Raw genomic sequence first — 19,549 nt, forward strand, 5'->3', positions numbered from 1 at the left:
GCATTAATTTAGTTGAGTCGTCGTCAAGATTTGTTTATCCAGATCTATCTCTGGAGAAATACTCTTTAAATAAGTCGAGTAAAGCGCATTTTTATTTTCTACAAATGGTCTTATTTGAAATAGCCACAATTTATCATTCTTAAATCCTAATTCTATATCCCATGGACCTTGATAATCATTGCTGGTATACTGCGGCATTTTTTCTTGTACTTCTCCCACCATTCGCGTGATTTTTTCAAGGTGACTTTTAGAAAGCACGGGATTTGAAAAGTCGTTATATTCTTTATTTGTTCCACCATCTGTGGGTAAACGATTATGATAAGGTTGCCTAGACGGATTGATCAATTGATTGTTCGCTGAATATACAATCCTTGTTTCTGCGGCTTGACCATCTACGGCGCCGCCAGCACCTCTGCTAAATGCTACGGTAATTCCATCATTTGAACCGGTTTGAACATTTTTAGTAATGATCACTCCAGATCGATCTACATCTACGCTTGGAATTACGAGAATAGAAGGGTACACATTTTCGGGATTGGTCAAATATTGCTGTCTCCAGGTAAAACTGCGTTCAGTATAGGGAGAAGCCCACACTTTTTTAATTCCGTTCATGATTTGTTCCCGATCCTTTACATTAAAAAGAGTAAGATTAAGACCGGCACCGGTAAATTGTTCCAAGTCTTCCATGTTCGTATCGCTTCTTAGAAATACGGGCACGTTACCAACATAATTTCCCAGCTCTTTTTGGAATTTTGCCTGAAAATCCACGACAAACCCTATATCCAATGGCATCTTTAAAATGGCTTCGCGGAGTATTGCTAATTTGTTAAGCTGAAAATCCTGTATTTCAGCTTCAGATGCACCATTATTCTTCATAGTTTCTGCCTGCCGGAAAGTATCTGTAAGGAAATACCAATAACTTCCTTGTGTAGCAGGCATAAGTTGATCCATGTGTGATCTAAAAATCCCAAATGGGATAACAATTCCTTCGACTACATGGTTAGGAAAAATTTGTTTTAATTGTCCAAGATTTGCGGCTTTAGGTCCACAGGTCACGCCGGAAGCGGAAGATTTCACTTCACGTAATGAAAGTACATTTTTCTCATTGAGATTAATACGATTAATGGGTACAGTAACCATCTCTGTATTACGTTGTTTTTCTTCAAAGAGCACCTGCTCTTCATTTGTCATATCCTTTTCCAGCTTCATAAGAACATTTCCTTTATCGGTAACAGCTAGAAATACGGTTTCACCATCATATTGCTTAAGCTCCTGAAAAATTTCGTCGGTTATGGTGACATTTGGTATAGCCAGATTGCGGGCAAGAAGTTGTACGTGAGATACAAGGTTCCCTTCAGAAACAGATAAAATACCAGCTACAGGTTTGAGATCTGAAGGAGGCTTTTGAAAAACGTAGATGTCATTTTTATTCGCTCTTTCAAGTTCTTTTTCAGTTTGAACTACATGCAACACCCCTTTAGAATATCCGGGATTAATTCCCTTTAATCCGCTTTGATCTGAAATATCCAAAACTTGATTTGTGATTCCGGCCTCTTCATTTAAAAATTTACTGAGTGTGGTAATTGTATTACCCAAAGCTAATGCAACTGAAGATCTTATGCGATCATCAATAAACCCTACTGCTATAGGTTCAAATCCTGCGTACTCATCAACTACCTCATTGTAGGTTGCTTTAACGGTAGCCGCACTCCAACCAACTACGCGCGATGCAAATTGATTGTAACGCTCCAGCTGCCCGATGCTCATGGGATTATTATCTATTAGCCCTGTCATTTGATGATCCACAGTCTCCCATTCCCATAATTCTATTAAACCAGTTCCAGCAGTGGCCAGGCTTAAAGTATAAATTTTTTGTAGAAGTTCATCCACTTCTCTGGGTTGCCATGAATTACTCTCTCGCATCAAGATAATTTCTAATTCTGTAGATAGGTCCAGGAAGACTAATCGGTCTAAAGGAGATTCAACCTGTGTAATTGACGTACGAATATGGCAAAGTAGATCAGCTATATCTTTTACCATATAAGACACCTCTTGAGGAGTTTGATAGGTGTTAAAAGAATCCAGCAGTAAGGTTTTCAAGTCAGAATCATTCACAGCGTTTAATTGGGACGATAAATCGGTAAAGTCAATGGGTTTATAGTAAGCTCTAAGTGATTGCTTTAAATTATTCATTTCGATCATCAGAGAAGGTGGCAACTTTTTTTTATGTTCATCATAAAAATTTTCAACACGAATAATATCACTTTTATCCGGATTGCCGTGGATCTTTATCCTAAGATCCATAAAAGGTGTGTAGTTGTCTGCAATAATTTTAGATTGGCTTCTTATTTCCTGGGCAAGGTTAGAGTCCTCGTTGTGTGGAATATCGAGCAAAGATTGCCGAATAAGATAGTAGCTTTCTGCTAATACATCATCATTCCCTAATATCGTTTTGTAAAATGTATTTCCCCAGGCTTTTTCATCTTCAATTTGTACCGCACCTCGATAATACTGTCCCTTTCGTAGTATCCATCCATCATCAATGCTTTCCAGATATTTTCCAAGTTGGTATTGTTTGAGTCGGGAATATTGATCTTTTTTATTCCAAAATTCATCTATAGCTGTAGCCGATAAGATTTGTCCAAAATAGACACTTCGTTTTTCAGCCAGCGCAAGCACATCAGCTCTGTAGGTGGCATGTTGTATTCCTAAGGATTTGCCTCCGCGCTCAGGACAGGGATCTTTTGGATCACGTATAGTGCCATCATCACAGAACCATTTAATTCTAAAATACGGTCCGCGGGGATCTTGCTTTAAAGTTTGAATTAATGATTTAATGTCTTCATTAGAAACGTTTTTCTGTGCCTGAATATAGCTAAAGGAGAGTAAGAGAAAGAATAAATAAAATGTAGTTCTTTTCAATAGAGTAGTATTTCGTTTTACATTTCTTTCTATAGAAATGAATACATCAAAAGTACTAATCTAGAAACAGTGTTAATGTTGCAGTAGCGTTAAAGTTAGTTTGGAATCACTAATAGCTTACTATAATACCCATTGCGCGTTGCAAGTCTATACATATAAGTTCCCGGTAAAATTGTTGCATTTTGAGTGATACTTTTGACAGGGACTTTATACTCACCCGCGAATAAAAATTCATTTTTCAGCGTGGCAACTTGCTGACCTGTCATCGCATATAACTTAATGTCTACATGTTGATCTTGTTGTAATTGGAAGCCAACAAAAACCTGGTTGTTTTCATATAAAGCGCCGTGAATAAATTGAGAGCCTGCTACTATTTCTTCGTTCCCTAAATTTTGACATGTAAATCCTAGGGGCAAGCTGTCAAAATTCTCTCCAAGTAAAGCGACATTAATTAAAGCTGGATCAAGACAAAGCCATTCTGATAATACAGTATGGTAGACTTGTCTAAAGTCAATAAGATAGTCAAGATTACCTTGTTGGTTGAGATTGCTTAAATCAGGATGTGTTCCCACAAAACCCTGATCGTTCAAGGCTGCTCCAAAGAGCATCATTTGTGAAGAGGCTCCATGATCAGTTCCATTAGAGCCATTTTCAAAGGTACGTCTGCCAAATTCTGATATTGTCATTGATAATACACGATCACTAAATCCTGCATCATCCAGGTCATCATGAAATGCTTTCATAGAGGTGGCTAATTCATTCAACAAATATTCATGATCTCCCTGTTGATTTACGTGAGTGTCAAAACCATCAAGTTCAACAAAATAGATTTTAGTTCCTAAATTTCCCTTGATCAGCCTGGCAACTAGGCTTAATTGTTCTGAAAGCCTACCATCTGTGTATCCCGTAGCAGCATCTGTTGACGCATCATACGCATCCTTGATGACACCTGCATAGCTCAAGGTTGAATTTGCTTGTGCTCTAAGAAATTCTGCTTGATCTCCATAAAGACCATCAGGAATATTATCCATGCTAAATAGAACACCTTCACTTGCAATTTGAAAAAGTTTTTGTGGGTTAGCTACAGTCATTGCTAAGTTCACATCACCACCTTCAAAAATTCTATTTCCCTGATTACCTATTTGAATAGCGGGAGGGATTGTAGGTGGATTAAAGATATAATCCGGGTAAAGTTCATTGAGGTACCTGCCCATCCAACCTGTAGTTTCCTGTTCGTTTACTACATCTGTAGTAGCCCAATTATCTGATCCTTGAAAATGAGAAAGACTGGAATCGTTATACCCAACACCGTGAACAACTTTCATTCTCCCGGTATCCCACATAGCTTTAGCGTCTTGCATGTAAGGTGGTAATCCAAAATTTGCGTTGAGGTTTAAGACCTGATTTTCTAAAATCCTTAGCGTAGGTCTGTAATTCGCGTAGGTATCATAATCGTACTTTGGTATGATGGTATTTAAACCATCATTACCTCCTTTAAGCCTAACAATAATCAATATCCTATCGTTATCAGAATTGCTTAAGGCTGCTGAAAGTAATGATGGTTTGGCAGCACTCACAAGAGTATTTGATAGCATCATTCCGCCGGCGGTAGATAGTCCCAGCGTTTGAACAAAAGCTCTTCTGCTCCAGGTTTTGTGTTCGTGATCATGTTTTTTTTGATCTTTTAAGGATGCATTGGGTTGGTGGTTAGAACACATAATTATTGGAGTTGAAATTCAGGAATGCGTAATATGTATTTGAGTAAAAGTCTAGTTTGATTTGGTACAGTGTCCCAATTCATATTCCATGAACCGTCATCAAAATAATTTTGAGGAACATTAGCTTTAAAAATGTCGGTAGCAGCTTCATATTCTGAATATGCCAGTAAAGGTTTGGCAAGTAAGTGATTTACTATACGCTCAGTAATTAAAAAAGGATCGTTGCCATCTCCTGCTATTTGAATGGCCCAGTTTCTAAGTTGTTCCTGTTCAAATTGCCAGTATTTATTAATGAGTCTTTCGCTATATTCCCAGCGACCAACTAATAAACTAGAACTGATCCAACTTTGATCCATTTGCCATCCTGCTACATCAATCGGATTGTAAAGCTCCTGACCTGTAAATCTGGCATGGTTTCTTATGCTGCTTGCAATATCATAATCATTTGGAACACTAAGAGAAGATTCACGGTGCAATGTGATTAAAAGATCAAGCGGACTTTTTATGAGAACTCCGCAATTTTCTTGTGCAAAGAAATCTTCACTTTTTAGAAGCTGACGCAAAACGGGCGCGATTTCGAAATCATTGTCTTTAAAAGTTTGTGCCAAGCCGTTGACAACATTCGTATTTACCTGTGGCGATATAAAAAACCTATATAATTTATTACAAATAAAGTCAGCAATTTCATCAGCGCGTTCTGCAAATAGGATATCAATTACATCATCATAACCCCAATTGCCGGTTTGACCAAAAATTGTTTTTTCAGTACCATCAAATGTATCTGGATTAAAAATAATTGGGCCCCAGCCCTCATCGCGTTGATTATAACCCGTAAATGCTCTTGAAGCTTCTACGATATCTGCTTGAGTATATCCATTATTTTCTCCTAATGTAAACAACTCAAAAAGCTCTCTGGCATAATTCTCATTTGGGCTTCCTGCAACATTTTCATATCCGTTGAGATAGATGAGCATAGAATTATTCAATCCGATTGCTCTTGTGAAATCTTTAAAATTTCCAACTGCATGAATTTGAAGAAGTTCTACGTATTTTACAAGATAGGGAGGCGTATCGACAGAAGAGAATTGAGTTACAAAGTGGTTAGACCAAAATAAGGTCATCTTTTCTCTAAGTTTATTTTCAAGAAAATAATATACACTACTATTCATCCATTCATATTGAAGGGTGAACGGCTCTTCGTCATTGTCTATAAATTGATCCCACGTCCATTCTGCCCAAAATGGAGTCCCAGATGGAGGTAAAGCAATAGCTTCATCTACCAATAAATCAACAATATCAGACGGATTTTGATCGAGATAATCTAAGATATCCTGAGAAGGGATACCAAATGAAGTCCGTCTAAAGAGATGTTGAATTTTATTTTCATTCCACGGGTTTTGGTCAGAAGGGAGGTATGGATCAATATCATTGATTAACGTAGAAATAAATCCTCTCATAGTTAATAGTTAGTTAATTAGATCATTCAAGAAGTGTACCTCACACAATTAGGAAAGATACATGCCATTTAAATAGTTGTCTTTCAACAGCTCAAGCCATCATTTAATGGATTAAGAATTCAAATGCCCTGTGTAAAATATATACACTTTGTTCCTAATCTATACAGAAGATATTGTTTTGATGAAGTGTTAATTCATTACTAAGAAGGGTTTCTCTTTGCGCGTTAATTGCGACTTTTATCCAAAAGAAATTAAATAAATCCATCATGAATTATATAATTATTGCTTTGCAACTTATTGTGGCCTTGAGTCTTCTTAATGTATGGCTCATACAATATAATAAACCTACACAGTGGCGTGGAGGAAATGCTCAAAGTATACAAGAAGAATTTAAGGTATATGGATTACCGGTATGGATGTGCTATGTCGTAGGTTTTCTAAAAGTAACAGGCGCAATCCTTCTTATAGTGGGAATATGGTTTCCTCAAGTCATTGTGCCCGCAGCAACTATGCTTGCAGTACTCTTGTTAGGATCAATTATCATGCATGTTAAAATTAGTGACCCGTTAAAAAAATCTTTCCCTGCTGCACTGTTTTTAACTATTTGCTTGATAATTATTTTCTACTACAACTAAAGAATAAGTGTTAACCATCTATAAGCTAAATAAGAATTAAATGCTGCATAGAATAGCGCAGGAAAGGAAGCTAAGAAGGGATCTCTGATCTTTATTCGCACACCATATCCTAAAATCATAATTAACGCTAAACCAGTACTGGCTGCTAATGCCAACATAGTTGAATAGAATACTCCAATCAAAAGACTTATTCCTCCAATAAACTGTAATATTCCTACGATTCTTCTATGTTTGGCTAGACCATACCGTATAAATTCATTTTTCATGAAAGGGCTTAACAAGCAGCTAATCCCGAAATAAATAAATGATAGTGCCGCAAAAAGTGAGAGGTAATCAAGTGTATTCATTCCTTAAATGTACTGGGATTTTAAGATAATTGCTTTTCATTAACGTAAGCTTATCATATTGGTGGAGTAGAAATAAAGAAGTACTTTTAAAATCAAAATCAGTGCATGCCTTTATTTAACTCTTCAAGATCATTTGCCATAAAGCAAAAACGCCTATTCAATTATTTGCTTTATGCCCTTGGCGAAATTATTCTTGTCGTTACAGGAATTCTTATAGCATTATATATTAATAATCAGAGTGAGCTCTCAAAGAAAAATAGGGAGCTTATGAATAGTGCAAAATTAGTGTATTCTGCAATGGCCCGTGATACGTTAGTAATACATCAATTTTTTCAAGAAAGCCATTACCGAGTTTCTCAAAACTTCCTGTCTTATTTAGATCGCCCTTATGATAGCTCTGCCGTGATGGGTAGAGGAGGTAAGATAAACATGATATTATTTGACATGTATACCCCGGGGCTTACAAATGAAGTAGAGGATATTGTCACAAACGCACCCTTGAATAACTCTGCCCTTGCAAATCAATTAAATGCAATAAGAAGAACGTATACTTCTAATTTTGAAATCGATACAGAAGTCAAAAATCTGGTGTTTGACACATCTAAAGAAAACTTAGCGTATCTAAGTGAAACGCAACCTTGGTATACAGACTTTATGCTTGATCGCTCCTGTAACGATGATTGCATTAATTTTCTTAATAATAATGTGACGCATAAAAAACTAGCAACAAAATATTATTTTTACTACACTACCTTATATAAAAGTTCGCTGCAAAAATTTAAAAGGAGTATCATTAAGCAAATGGAACAATTAAAACCTTTACTTAAAGCCTAAACTCACGCTATATTCATGACCAAAAAGAAAAACGTCACCATGGCTACGGCTTTTAAAACCATTATCTGGCCCCACAGAAAGTTGGTTATTATAGGATTGATTCTTATTGTCATTAGCAGATTAGCAAGTCTGGTTTTACCATGGAAATCAAAAGCGCTGTTAGATGAGGTCATACCTCAGCAAGATTTTGCGCAGCTTAAAAATTTATTATGGATTGTAGGGATTGCCCTTTTAGTACAGGCAGTAACCTCTTTTTTATTAACTAGAATTTTAAGTGTACAAGCTCAGTTTTTAATTTCAGAACTGCGGGCACAGGTTCAAAAGAAAGTGCTCTCACTCCCCATAAGCTTTTTTGACAATACAAAGTCGGGTTCACTGGTTTCGCGTATTATGAGCGATGTGGAGGGTGTGCGTAATCTCATAGGGACGGGTCTCGTTCAATTGGTAGGAGGAACCATTACAGCGGTAATTTCGTTGGTGCTTTTAATTAACATCAATGCCTGGATGACGCTGTTTGTGTTTCTTCCGGTATCTATCTTTGGATATGTGGCCTTACGTGCGTTCAAATACATACGGCCCATCTTCCGCGAACGCGGAAAAATAAATGCCGAAGTACAGGGCCGTCTCACCGAAACTTTAGCTGGCGTAAGAGTCATTAAAGGCTTTAATGCTGAAAATCAAGAGAATAAAACCTTCGAAGAAGGTGTAGACCGTCTGTTTCAAAATGTAAAACGAAGTCTCACTGCCACCGCTGCCATGACAAGTTCTTCTACTTTTTTATTGGGGCTGGCCTCTGTAGGGATTATGGGTATTGGGGGGTATTACATGATTGAAGGCGATATGACCACGGGAGATTTTTTGTCGTTTACACTGCTGTTAGGCTTTATGATTGCCCCCATCGTACAAATGAGTAATATCGGCAGTCAATTGACCGAAGCCTTGGCTGGTCTTGATCGTACTGAAGAACTCATGAACATGACACCAGAAGAAGAGTTGGCACATCGCACGATTTCGCTTGACCACATAAAAGGCGAAATCGTTTTTGATGATGTATCTTTTGAGTATGAGGAAAACAAAAAAGTCCTTCACAACGTCTCTTTTACGGCAAAAGCAGGTGAGGTGGTGGCCCTGGTGGGGAGTTCAGGTTCAGGTAAATCAACCATTGCGGGTTTAGCAGCTTCATTTTTAAATCCCCTATCGGGGAAGGTGACCATCGATGGTCAAAATTTGGGAGAGATTGTATTAAGTAGCTATCGAAGGTATTTAGGCGTAGTCTTACAAGATGAATTTCTTTTTGAAGGCACCATACGCCAGAATATCTTATTTGCCAATCCCGATGCAACCGAAGCTGAACTACAAAATGCTATAAAGGCGGGTTATGTCAATGAATTTACAGATCGTTTTGAAGATGGGCTGGATACCCTAATAGGAGAGCGCGGAGTAAAATTAAGTGGGGGACAACGCCAACGTATTGCAATCGCCAGAGCCATATTGGCAGATCCTCGCGTAATTATTTTAGATGAGGCAACCTCAAATTTAGATACCGAGAGTGAAGCACTCATCCAAAAATCGTTGGCTACACTGGTAAAGGACAGAACGACCATTGTTATTGCACACCGATTAAGTACGATAAAAAAAGCAGATCAAATTTTAGTCATAGAAAATGGGCAAATCGCTGAACGCGGTAACCACGAGACCCTTATCGCTAAAGAAGGCAGGTATTATGATCTGTATACCTATCAAGCTAAAATTTGATAAAAAAGTTTAATTTAGAAATATAATAGAAGGACTTGAAGCATAAATATCCAGAGCACGTAGCACAGTATAAATATCAAAGTTGGCAGATTGAAATAGTCATTGCAGGAGGTATTTTATATGGATTGTTTCAAACAACTGATGTATTAAAGGAATTTTTCTATTTTTTTTATCCTATTTCTGAGGTAACCTCCAATAAAATTATCCTTTTATTTGGGTCTTATATTCTTACCTGGGTATTATTAATTGGGTTCACCGCAAATCTTATCTTGAGAGCCATATGGTTGGGATACTTAGGAATATCCTTTTGGTTTCCCGCAGATATTAATTACGATAAACTAAGGGCGGGCAACGCGTATAAAATTAAGCTTAAAAATCAACCTACGGTAGATCTTCGGCTAATTACTTTAGAGAAGTGGTGCAACTTGAGTTTTTCATTTGCAATTTTGCTTGGCTTTATTGTATTTGGATTATTGGTGTCTTTATCTCTAATCATTTTTACATTAGACAGTTTATCGATTGATCTAGCAAACAATGCCTTATTTACATATGTACTTGGAGCGATATTACTCATCGCACAGCTTGGGTTCATAGACCGGCTTTTAGTGTATAATCCAAATAAGAAAACTCTATGGAGTCGTATCAAAATCGTAATCATTAAATTCTTTAGGATTGTTACGCTTTCTTTTTTATATCAACGAGAACTATTAGTACTTCTAACAAATACAAGAAAATGGCTATTAAACACCTTCATAATACTTTATATTGCTATCGCAGTGCTAATCTCAGGGAATCAAATTGGTCAATTTTTTGATAGCGGTACAATTCGGCTGAGCTTATTTGATGATAGAGAAAATTATTTTCTTAGGACCTCTCCAAGACTAGTTTCTAGTGAATATGAGAATAATCTACAGTCCGGAGATAAGATTTACTCTGCCTGTATCCAAGATGAAATTATTAAGGACGACTATATAAAGTTTTTTATGGTTGGATGGAATGATTTTGATAACTATCTAGGTAGAAAACTTACAGAGAATAATTTCAAGAAAGATATACCCTGGCAACAACTTGAAACGAGTAAAGAGGTTGATTCTTTTGTACAAATAAATATATCACAATGGCAAAAAGCCATGAACCAAACATTTCAACTTTCCATAGATGGAGATGCTAGAAAAGAGTTAGAATGGTACAGGTATAAGCATCCTCTCACCAATGAAACCGGCTACATAACTTATGTATTCATTAATGATATAGAGAAAGGAAATCATATTATTTCCTTAAACACCGTGATTCTGTTTAATAATGGCAAACTTAGAGAACGAAATTTTATTAATATTCCATTTATAAAAATGTAGTACTAAACCTAATTTAGCTTGATTTCTACGAATTTTTTCGAAACAAAAGTGATTCCCTATCATGCTTAAGCAATAGAGTTTTATCAGCTAGATATTTTTTGAGCAGTTCAACTACTTGACGTAATTCTTCATCATTTAAGTGCTTATATGCGGGTTTCTTGAGTTTTGTATCCCATTTAGCACCCATGACTTGATCCAGAGCAATCCGCAGATAACAATGAAAATCAAAGTTAAGATGGACATTTTGCTTCGTAAGGCGCTCCGGGAGTCCTTGGTAAACATCGGGATATGATCTGGGGCGCATAAAATTTTTGATAAAAATAAAGTTTTATTTAAAAAAAATGGTCTTGTATTTGCTTTTATGGTTTTATAAAGTTATTATGGACACTTATAAAATTGTAAAGCAGTAAATGGCAAAATCTCAACAAACCTTTAGTAAATCAGAAAAGGTAAAAAAAAGACTCAAAAAACGAGAAGACAAAAAGAAAAAGAAAGAAGCACGTAAGGCAGAGGCCGAAGCCAATGGTGGCGGAATCCCGTTTGCTTATGTAGACTTTAATGGTAATATTGTCGATACTCCGCCAGATCCTTCCCAAAAAGTAGAAGTAGAGGCTGAAGATATTGTACTAGGTATACCAAAGAAAGAAGATAGCGATGAAGAATTTGATCCTATGAGAAAAGGAAAGGTTTCCTTTTTTGATACCTCCAAAGGATTTGGATTTATTATAGATGCAGAAAATCAAGAGAAATACTTCACCCACGTAAGCGGTTTAATTGATGAAATCGCTGAAGGAAATCAGGTTTCATATGAACTTGAAAAGGGAATGAAGGGCATGAATGCCGTTAAAGTAAAAAAGATTTAGGCATCAACCGCCCTTTTTATGGGCAGCGCACAGATAATTGATATAAATTGTAGTAAACTCAGTTTATGGCAGTATCTTTGCATTATTAAAGTATATTAACAAATTATAATACAATGAGTAAAGGAACAGTAAAATTCTTCAATGATACCAAAGGATTTGGATTTATTAACGAAGAAGGAACAGACAAAGAACATTTTGTACACATTTCTGGATTAATCGATGAGATTCGTGAAGGTGATGAAGTAGAATTCGATTTGACAGAAGGTAGAAAAGGATTAAATGCAGTGAACGTAAAAGTAATCTAGTATATCTCTTATTTTACAAAAAAGCTCCTCAATTGAGGGGCTTTTTTTATGACCTGTTCTAAAGTAATCCTGTCTTAAACGTCCATGCCAGTATACGGCTCTTTTTGTTTCCCTGACTCATAGGGATGATGCGATAGGAGACAGGGAGCTTCTTTAATTGTTTTTCAAGTTTAGGCAAATGTCTTGCTTTGGAAATCAAGCTGCTAAAAACCCCAACCTGGTCTTTCATCAAAACACTTTCTTTGATCATACGTTTTACAAAAAGGGCTTCCCCGCCATTACAGTACAATTCTTTAGTCTGACCAGAAAAGTTTCGGGAGTCTGAGATAGCTATGCTTAGATTCTCGTTTTTAAGTCTCGTGGCAGCATCTGCCTCTTTCTGAGAACTATAAAACGGAGGATTGCACAACGTAAAATCAACGTATTCTTCAGCAGATAAAATTCCGCATAAAATATTCCCGGGATTTGATTGTAACCTCAATTCAATGTGCTTTGATAATGCCGGGTTGAGCTGTACATTTCCTTCCGCGTAAGCGAGAGCATCTCTTTGAATATCCACTCCAATCATATTCCAATCATATATCGCTACTCCTAACAAGGCGTAAATTGCATTCGCTCCAGTACCTATATCTAAACCGGTGATGTTAGATTTTTGACGTATCGAGATAAGATCGGCGAGGTGGTGAATATAATCTGCTCTTGAGGGCACAGCAGGACATAAATAACCACCGGGTAAATTCCAGTCATTTAATGCGTAGTTGCTCATTAAAAGGGCTTTGTTTAACAAATAGACTGCTGTTGGATTAGAAAAGTCAATACTCAACGTGTTGGCAGGTGTTGAAATGAGATACTTTTTAAGTTCAGGAACTTGTAGTGTCAGCTTAGTGAGTTCATAACCGTTACGATGAATATTCTTAGTATGCATAGAAGTTAACCCTTGAGCGATCTAACACCACAAACTTAAGGATAAAAATGATGTTCTATATTTATACTATATTCGGCAAAATTCAAACTTACATGACACTACAACAATTAAATGAATTATTAGAGGGAGAGATAATAGGTTCAACCGATGTTAACATCAGTGGCATAGGAGATATTGAAAACGCTACAGAAGGTCAGCTCACCTTCATTCGAAATAGAAAATATGCCCGATATTGGGAAAATTCTTCGGCCAGTATTGGAATTGCTGCTAAAAACTTGTCTCTTACTCCCAAAGATAATCAAGCAATCATTAAAGTAGATCAGGTAGATCTTTCTATGATTAAAATTTTGAACGCTCTCGCACCTAAACCACCCGTTTTTGATATGGATGTTCATCCCAGTGCGGTGGTAGATAAATCTGCGATTATTAGTGAAGGCGCTAAAATTGGAGCGGGTTGCTATATTGGTAAGAATGTTTTCATTGGCAAGGAAACTATACTATACCCAAATGTTACTTTATTGGATGACGTAATGATTGGCCATCAAACCACTATATGGTCTGGAGCTGTGGTAAGAGAGCAGTGCGTGATTGGTGATGCTTGTATTATCCACTCCAATGCCAGTATTGGTGCAGATGGATTTGGTTTTGTCCCGAGTCCAGATGGTCGTGGACTGGTTAAAATGCCTCATATAGGAAATGTAATCATAGGTAATGGTGTAGAGATAGGCGCAAATAGTTGTGTCGATCGTGCTAAATTTGGATCTACTGTTTTAGGCGATGGTACTAAGATTGATAATCTCGTGCAGATTGGTCACAACTCTATCTTGGGGAGATCTTGCGTTATGGCCGGGAACAGTGGATTAGCAGGATCTGTTACGTTGGGTGATGGTGTTATGATTGGTGGCAGTGCATCGATTAAAGATCATACAACGATTCACAGTGGGGCAACAGTAGGGGCAGGATCTGGTGTTATGGCTGATGTAGAGGCAGGTAAAACTGTTTTAGGATATCCTGCAACCGATGCCAGAGACATGCTGAAACAATGGGTAGCACTTCGTAAGCTTATTGAATAAAGAAGAAATGTAAATTCATTGAGCCTTATGAAGCTTCCCCTTTTTTAAGGCTCTTTTTTTCTTTGTTTTTGTCCATTTGAGATTTTCCTTCGGGAGCAGACATGTCAGCAATACGTACCGGGAACTCACGTTCACCACCGTACAACTTAATCTCCTGAATATCTGCAGGCATGTAATATCCAGCTTCTTCTAGTGCTTCTTTCACCATTCGAACCACATTACCCTTTGTCACCAACGCATTCTTTCTAAAGTCTTTGGTATCAACCCAAAAAAACACCTTAAGATTGACCGTACTGGTCGCTAATTCTTCTTCAATAACAAAGTTTTCATGGGCATCGTCTTCAATCACTGTGGGCTCTGATCTCAAGGCTTCTAGTACGACCTTTTTAGCACCTTCTATATTATCCTCATAAGCGATACCAATAACAAAATCCCATCGATAGAATCCATCTTCAGTATAATTAGTCACTGGTTTAGTGAGGACATCAGCATTGGGTATATACACATCCTTACCATTAAATGTTTTTAATTTAGTATATCTAAAATCCAAAGCTTTTACTTTTCCAAAATTTTCCCCTATTTCTACTGTATTGTCGATGTTGAATGGTCGATTAAATGCCAAAATGATTCCCGCAATGAAATTTTGACCAATGTCCTTAAAAGCAAAACCTAATACTACAGCGCTTGCCCCGGCAGCTGTGAGTATCCCGCCGGCTATACTGCCAAGTCCTGCTGCTCTTAGTGCAATCATAATTGCTATGACAATTAAAATATACTTAATCGCCTGTCCCAAAAACCTACTCATGAGAGGATCTTCAGTACGACCTAGAATTCTTTTGCGTGCAAAATTGCTGATAACTTTAGCAATAAGGCTCCCCAACACTATAATAATCAATGCTAAACCTATTCCTGGAAGCTGATCAATAAAATCGTGATAAAAGTTTTCAAATGAAGTAGTGACTTCTTCTATTTGAATTAGGCTCAAAAGATAGAACAGGTTCATTTTATGTGGTGATTTTAGAGAAAATGCCAGATCATATTAAAATAATCCTACGTAATTTAAAATTGAAATATACAGGTAGTTAATCTACTTTAGGCTTATTTTAAGTAAACGCTAACATCAATTTAAGTCGGCTTTAAGGCTTATGCAGCTAATTTTAAAGCGCATCAACCACATATAATATGATTTCTATCCCAGCCAAACAAAAACTATTTAATATAACTGCTTTTGTCCTATTGCTTTATTTTATATTTCTGGGATTAACTAAGGCACAATCGTTTTTTGGGCCCGTTGTTGTCTCTATAATTTTGAGTTTGATCATTCTACCCCTTGTTCGTTTTTTTGAACGAAAACTTAATAGAAGCATAGCCTCTTTATTAGGTGTATTAGTTTTATTACTTGTATCTGCCGGATTTGTTACGCTTATCATTATACAAGGAAAAAACGTTGTAGATGATTGGCCGATGATTAAAAAGGAAATGATCCCTAAATTAGAACGGTTTGAGTCTACAATTATAGATTATACTCCAATTTCAAAACAGGATATCAATGAATTTAAGGATAGTCCTATGCCCGCTGGTAATAGTGGATCTTCTAAAAAGGCAGCGAAAGAAGTGAGTTCATTATTTACATCGGTATCAGGTTTTTTTGCAAATTTTTTACTTGTGATGGTATATATTTATTTTATACTGCGATACAGAGCACGTTTAAGAAATTTTTTATTAAAGGTGTTTGATGATCAAAAAAAGGAAGTAAGTAAAACCATTACAAAAAGTACTGCGGTTGCTCCTCAATATCTTATTGGCAAATTAATTCTTATTGGACTATTAGCCATTGTTTACTCCATTGGTTTAGGGATCTCTGGAGTAAGTAATTTTATATTGGTAAGTGTTATAGCTGCTGTACTTACCTTGATTCCTTTTGTGGGAAATATTATAGGATTTGGAATGGCAATTGTATTTGGATACTTAAGTACGGGAGAAGTTTCTACCTTAATAGGGATAGTACTGACCTTTAGTATATCCCAATTTTTAGAGAGTTATGTATTGCAGCCGTACATTGTCGGCGATAAAGTAGAAGTTCATCCCTTTGTCGTTATTATTGCCGTAATTATTGGAAGCATGGTATGGGGTATCATCGGGATGGTAATTGCCATACCGGTAATTGGTATTGTGACGGTCATCCTTATTCATTTAAAATCTACGCATGCGTTAGGAATATTGTTAAGTGATAAAAAATTTGATTGATAATACATTTTATACATTATACTATGATAAATCCCAGAGCAAAAGCACCTGAACTATCCTTAAGTTTAATTAACGGCACCCAATGGAAACTATCAGAACAGGATGCCAAGCAGTTTACTATGATTGTGGTTTATCGCGGCTTACATTGTCCTGTTTGTAAGAACTACCTCAAAAATCTGCAAGATCACATCGACGAATTTATAGATCGAGGCGTAAATGTTGTAGCAGTGAGCAGTGATACCGAAGAAAAAGCAAATAAGGCCTTCAGCCAATGGAAAATAGGAGATTTGCCCGTTGGATATCAGTGGTCGTTGGATGAAGCCCGAAAGTGGGGATTATTTATTAGCGATGGTATCAATGATGAACCTGATCAGTTCATCGAACCCGGACTTTTCTTAATAAGATCAGATCAATCGATGTATTACCAATCCATTCAAAATATGCCTTTCGCGCGTCCTTCATTTGAAAAACTTTTAAAAGCAATAGATTTTGTTGTAGAGAAAGACTATCCGGCTAGGGGAGAAGCGTAAAAAATTTGACGATGAAATCAAGATTACCCAGACTTAAATTCTGATATCATCAAAAAACTCTTTTTTAAATTTGTCTTTAATGTCGTATCTTGAGTATATGTTGAAGAACTTTGTTAGTAGTATAGTATGTATTGTTGCGTTTATTGCCTGTGCTCCTAAAATGAGCCTGGCAGATCGAGAAAAGGCACATAGCGAACATATTGAACAACTAAAAGAAGGTGCACTACGTATTGAAATAAACACAGCATATCCTTTTCAAACAAATGCTGTCAATCAAGTATCTAATGTAATCTGGCAATTTACGGGGAATACAGCTAACCGTGTAATCGTATCAGGAAGCGGTGATTTTATTGAGATAAAAAATGATACACTTCATGGTGATTTGTCATACATCGGTGAGCGTCAAATCAGTTCTCCGTATAGTAGTACAGACATTGGGATACGATTTAACAGTGTACCCAGAGAATTTGAGATCATAGAAGATTCGCATCATAAGTTTATTGAACTGGTAGCCAATATCTCTGATCGTATCGAAAACTACGATATTAGAATACGACTATACCCTACAGGAAACGCTTCTGCGTACATCAACAGCTCCCTTAGAACACCAATACGCTATGACGGAATTATAGTGAAATCTAACGATAGTGAATCTACTGAAAAGTCTTAAATCCGGTAGCTAATTTACACAACGTACAACCTAGACTACCTTTACCACCATCTTACCTATATTATCGCCATCAAATAATCCAATAAATGCCTCAGGTATAGTGTCAAAACCTTCAACAATCGTTTCCTTATGTTTTAACTTACCATCTTGAAGCCATTGTGTAAGCGCCTCACGTGCTTCGCTAAATTGATCTTTATAATCCCGAACGATAAATCCTTGCATTGATGCACTGTTTTTGATTAAGAAGGGTTGCGGACTTATACTTTGAGGCATTTCAGTTTTATTGTAAACTGCTATTGCGCCACAATTTATAATTCGCGCTCCGTGGTTTAGTAAGGGGAATATCGCATCAGCAATTTCACCGCCTACATTGTCGTAATAAATGTCTACGCCATTGGGACAGGCCTCCTTTAAGGCTTTTTGTATATCAGCTGTAGTTTTATAATTAATGCCTTTATCCATTCCAAAATCTTGGGTGAGTAACTGCACTTTTTTATCAGAACCGGCGATACCTACCACGTGGCAGCCCTTAATCTTTCCGATTTGACCAGCGACACTTCCAACCGCTCCGGCAGCACCAGATACCACTTGTGTCTCACCATCTTGTGGTTTTCCGATATTCGTCATACCAACGTAAGCCGTAATACCTGTCATTCCTAAAACTCCCAGATAGGCCGAAAGTTCAGCCTGATCACTAGGTATTTTTTGAAGACCTTTTCCGTTGGACAATTGATGCTCCTTCCAAGCTAATTCTCCCATGACTACATCACCCTTTTTAAAATCCTTATGGTTTGATTCTCCTACTTCTGCAATAATAGCCGAGGTGATGGGTTCATTTAATGCAAAAGGCTCAATATAGGATTTTTGATTACGCATTCTTCCGCGTAAATAAGGGTCTACAGAAACGTATTTCGTATGTAGAATAAGTTGACCTTTATCTGGCGACTCAATCATTTCGGTAATAAACTTAAAATCGTCTTTAGTAGGTTTTCCGTCTGGTCTGTTCTTAAGAAGTATTGTTTGTGTTTTGTGCATGGTATATGGTTTTACTGAATATCCGCATATTGACATAAAATAAAAACTGTCACATTGAGCGAAGTCGAAATGCATTGAAAATGAACGATTTAAAATTTTCGATTGTTCTCAAATTGGTAGGGAATTGTACTACATGTCAATATGCAGATATTCATATGTTTATATTGTAGCGTTTATTTTTTGCAACTTGCTTCCGAAGAAAAAATCTAAGAAATAGTATCCAGTATTTCTTTAATAGGATGATCTCCAGACAGAATTTCAAAGGTCACATTAGGAGCTACATCATCTGGAAGGCAGTGAACCAGTACATTTGCTACATCTGCTCTGGGTATTTCTCCTTGTGGGTCAATGTGTTTCCCACCTCTAATTTTGTGAGTCGCTTCCTCATTATTTAGTGAACCAGGACGTAAAATAGTATAGGATAACCCGCTGTTTTTCAAATATTCATCTGCTTGATGTTTTGCCTTAAGGTATTCTTGTAGCTCATCGGCTTCTTCAGGTTTATCGGCTCCAATAGAACTTAACATGACAAATTTTTTGACACCATGTTTCTTAGCGGCATCAATGAGCCGTTTAGCACCATCGCGATCTACTGCTTTAACCTTTTGACCACCAGAACCGGCAGCGAAAATCACTTTATCCACATCGTTTAGGGCAAAAGAAAGATCTTGTTCTAAGTCTGCTAAAACGACCTCTATACCATCCAATTCAAATTGAGCAGTTTGTTCATGTTTTCTTACCATTGCGACGGGCACATATACTTCGGCTTGATGTAATTGTTGAACGATCATTTTTCCTGTAGTACCATTTGCACCTGCGACTAATATTTTTTCCATATTTAAAAGTAAGGCTTACCCTTTTAAATATAAGAGTTTGCC

At 36.9% G+C, this 19,549-nt stretch carries 18 protein-coding genes; 10 read left to right on the plus strand and 8 right to left on the minus strand.

The annotated features are described in order from the left end of the window. Positions 1-3 precede the first annotated feature (3 nt). The 3 genes from ABD000_RS04315 to ABD000_RS04325 all read right to left on the minus strand — a co-directional run bounded on the left by ABD000_RS04315 (position 4) and on the right by ABD000_RS04325 (position 6,097). A complete protein-coding gene (locus ABD000_RS04315; RefSeq protein WP_343764324.1) occupies positions 4-2,922 on the minus strand; it encodes a PEP/pyruvate-binding domain-containing protein in 2,919 nt (972 codons plus the stop codon). 95 nt (positions 2,923-3,017) lie between these two features. Continuing rightward, positions 3,018-4,640 carry a DUF1501 domain-containing protein gene (locus ABD000_RS04320; protein WP_343764326.1) on the minus strand — a complete coding sequence of 541 codons (1,623 nt, stop codon included), beginning with the start codon at positions 4,638-4,640 and terminating at the stop codon, positions 3,018-3,020. Between the two features lie 2 nt (positions 4,641-4,642). Continuing rightward, a complete protein-coding gene (locus ABD000_RS04325; protein WP_343764328.1) occupies positions 4,643-6,097 on the minus strand; it encodes a DUF1800 domain-containing protein in 1,455 nt (484 codons plus the stop codon). Between the two features lie 266 nt (positions 6,098-6,363). Here ABD000_RS04325 and ABD000_RS04330 point away from each other — a divergent pair, with 266 nt between their 5' ends. Continuing rightward, positions 6,364-6,732, plus strand: coding sequence for a DoxX family protein (locus ABD000_RS04330; protein ID WP_343764330.1), 369 nt, complete (start codon positions 6,364-6,366; stop codon positions 6,730-6,732). Here the strand turns inward: ABD000_RS04330 and ABD000_RS04335 are convergent. After that, positions 6,729-7,079, minus strand: coding sequence for a DoxX family protein (locus tag ABD000_RS04335; RefSeq protein WP_343764332.1), 351 nt, complete (start codon positions 7,077-7,079; stop codon positions 6,729-6,731). The genes ABD000_RS04330 and ABD000_RS04335 overlap by 4 nt on opposite strands. A 105-nt stretch (positions 7,080-7,184) precedes the next feature. Here ABD000_RS04335 and ABD000_RS04340 point away from each other — a divergent pair, with 105 nt between their 5' ends. The 5 genes from ABD000_RS04340 (at position 7,185) to ABD000_RS04360 (ending at position 12,191) form a co-directional block, all read left to right on the plus strand. Then, on the plus strand, positions 7,185-7,913 hold the full coding sequence (locus ABD000_RS04340; protein ID WP_343764334.1) for a hypothetical protein: 729 nt from the start codon (positions 7,185-7,187) through the stop codon (positions 7,911-7,913). 15 nt (positions 7,914-7,928) lie between these two features. After that, positions 7,929-9,668, plus strand: a complete 1,740-nt coding sequence (locus ABD000_RS04345) for an ABC transporter ATP-binding protein (protein WP_343764336.1) — start codon at positions 7,929-7,931, stop codon at positions 9,666-9,668. Between the two features lie 35 nt (positions 9,669-9,703). Continuing rightward, positions 9,704-11,023 carry a hypothetical protein gene (locus ABD000_RS04350; RefSeq protein ID WP_343764338.1) on the plus strand — a complete coding sequence of 440 codons (1,320 nt, stop codon included), beginning with the start codon at positions 9,704-9,706 and terminating at the stop codon, positions 11,021-11,023. Between the two features lie 410 nt (positions 11,024-11,433). Continuing rightward, the gene (locus ABD000_RS04355; RefSeq protein WP_343764340.1) at positions 11,434-11,886 is read left to right on the plus strand and encodes a cold-shock protein; all 453 of its coding nucleotides are present in this window, start codon (positions 11,434-11,436) and stop codon (positions 11,884-11,886) included. A gap of 113 nt (positions 11,887-11,999) precedes the next feature. Next, complete coding sequence (locus ABD000_RS04360) at positions 12,000-12,191, plus strand: cold-shock protein (protein ID WP_343764342.1); 192 nt, start codon at positions 12,000-12,002, stop codon at positions 12,189-12,191. Between the two features lie 58 nt (positions 12,192-12,249). Here ABD000_RS04360 and rlmF read toward each other — a convergent pair whose 3' ends face one another. After that, positions 12,250-13,116 carry a 23S rRNA (adenine(1618)-N(6))-methyltransferase RlmF gene (rlmF, locus tag ABD000_RS04365; protein ID WP_343764344.1) on the minus strand — a complete coding sequence of 289 codons (867 nt, stop codon included), beginning with the start codon at positions 13,114-13,116 and terminating at the stop codon, positions 12,250-12,252. 92 nt (positions 13,117-13,208) lie between these two features. Between rlmF and lpxD the strand changes: the two genes are divergently transcribed. Continuing rightward, positions 13,209-14,189, plus strand: a complete 981-nt coding sequence (gene lpxD / locus ABD000_RS04370; protein WP_343764346.1) for a UDP-3-O-(3-hydroxymyristoyl)glucosamine N-acyltransferase — start codon at positions 13,209-13,211, stop codon at positions 14,187-14,189. A 25-nt stretch (positions 14,190-14,214) separates the two neighbouring features. Here the strand turns inward: lpxD and ABD000_RS04375 are convergent, their stop codons facing one another. Beyond that, positions 14,215-15,192: a mechanosensitive ion channel family protein gene (locus ABD000_RS04375; protein ID WP_343764348.1), complete on the minus strand. Its 978-nt coding sequence runs from the start codon at positions 15,190-15,192 to the stop codon at positions 14,215-14,217. A gap of 179 nt (positions 15,193-15,371) precedes the next feature. Here ABD000_RS04375 and ABD000_RS04380 point away from each other — a divergent pair, with 179 nt between their 5' ends. The 3 genes from ABD000_RS04380 (at position 15,372) to ABD000_RS04390 (ending at position 17,636) form a co-directional block, all read left to right on the plus strand. Continuing rightward, positions 15,372-16,436: an AI-2E family transporter gene (locus ABD000_RS04380; protein WP_343764350.1), complete on the plus strand. Its 1,065-nt coding sequence runs from the start codon at positions 15,372-15,374 to the stop codon at positions 16,434-16,436. A 23-nt stretch (positions 16,437-16,459) separates the two neighbouring features. Continuing rightward, positions 16,460-16,966, plus strand: a complete 507-nt coding sequence (locus ABD000_RS04385; protein ID WP_343764352.1) for a peroxiredoxin-like family protein — start codon at positions 16,460-16,462, stop codon at positions 16,964-16,966. A 79-nt stretch (positions 16,967-17,045) separates the two neighbouring features. Continuing rightward, entirely contained in the window at positions 17,046-17,636 is a 591-nt protein-coding gene (locus tag ABD000_RS04390) for a DUF4251 domain-containing protein (RefSeq protein WP_343764354.1), read from the plus strand. 30 nt (positions 17,637-17,666) lie between these two features. Here ABD000_RS04390 and ABD000_RS04395 read toward each other — a convergent pair whose 3' ends face one another. Together ABD000_RS04395 and ABD000_RS04400 are read right to left on the minus strand one after the other, a co-directional pair. Beyond that, the gene (locus ABD000_RS04395; RefSeq protein ID WP_343764356.1) at positions 17,667-18,671 is read right to left on the minus strand and encodes an NADP-dependent oxidoreductase; all 1,005 of its coding nucleotides are present in this window, start codon (positions 18,669-18,671) and stop codon (positions 17,667-17,669) included. A 206-nt stretch (positions 18,672-18,877) separates the two neighbouring features. Then, complete coding sequence (locus ABD000_RS04400; protein WP_343764358.1) at positions 18,878-19,507, minus strand: SDR family oxidoreductase; 630 nt, start codon at positions 19,505-19,507, stop codon at positions 18,878-18,880. Positions 19,508-19,549: the final 42 nt, after the last annotated feature.

The sequence above is a fragment of the Gangjinia marincola genome, assembly GCF_039523415.1.
Taxonomy (GTDB): domain Bacteria; phylum Bacteroidota; class Bacteroidia; order Flavobacteriales; family Flavobacteriaceae; genus Gangjinia; species Gangjinia marincola.